Here is a 407-nt window from a genome sequence, read left to right as displayed (position 1 = left end):
CCTCCCTTCTTTTCCTTTTTCCCTCTTCTACTTCTTCTTTCTTCTTCCTTTCCTCCTCTCTCTCCTCTTCTTCTTCTCTCTCTCCCCTCCTTTCCCTCTTCCTTTCCTCCTTTTTTCTTTCTTCCCTTCTCCTTTCCTCTCCCCCTCCTTTTTTTCCCCCTTTCTTCTCCTCCTTTTTCCCCCTCCCTTCCTTTTTCCCCTCCCCCCTCCCCTTTTCTCTCCTCTCTTCTCTTCCTTTCCTCCCTTCTCTCTTCCCCTCTTCTCTCTCCCCTTTCCTCCTCCTCCCTTCCCTCTTCCTTCCTTTCTCTTTTCCCCTTTTTTCCTCTCCTTCTCTCTTTTCTCTCCTCTTTCTCTCCCCCTCCTTTCCCCCCCTCTTCTCTCCTTTCCTTTCTCCTCTCTCCCTCTCC

The 407-nt window shown here is 50.4% G+C and carries 1 protein-coding gene; it reads right to left on the bottom strand.

Annotation, left to right across the window (positions count from 1 at the left end):
• A partial coding sequence (locus A6F49_RS18965) for a hypothetical protein (RefSeq protein ID WP_201120334.1) occupies positions 1-407 on the bottom strand: 407 nt, incomplete at both ends.

Origin of the sequence: Enteractinococcus helveticum (assembly GCF_001657475.1) — a bacterium.
GTDB lineage: Bacteria > Actinomycetota > Actinomycetes > Actinomycetales > Micrococcaceae > Yaniella > Yaniella helvetica.
This window is presented reverse-complemented; position numbering and strand designations above follow the sequence as displayed.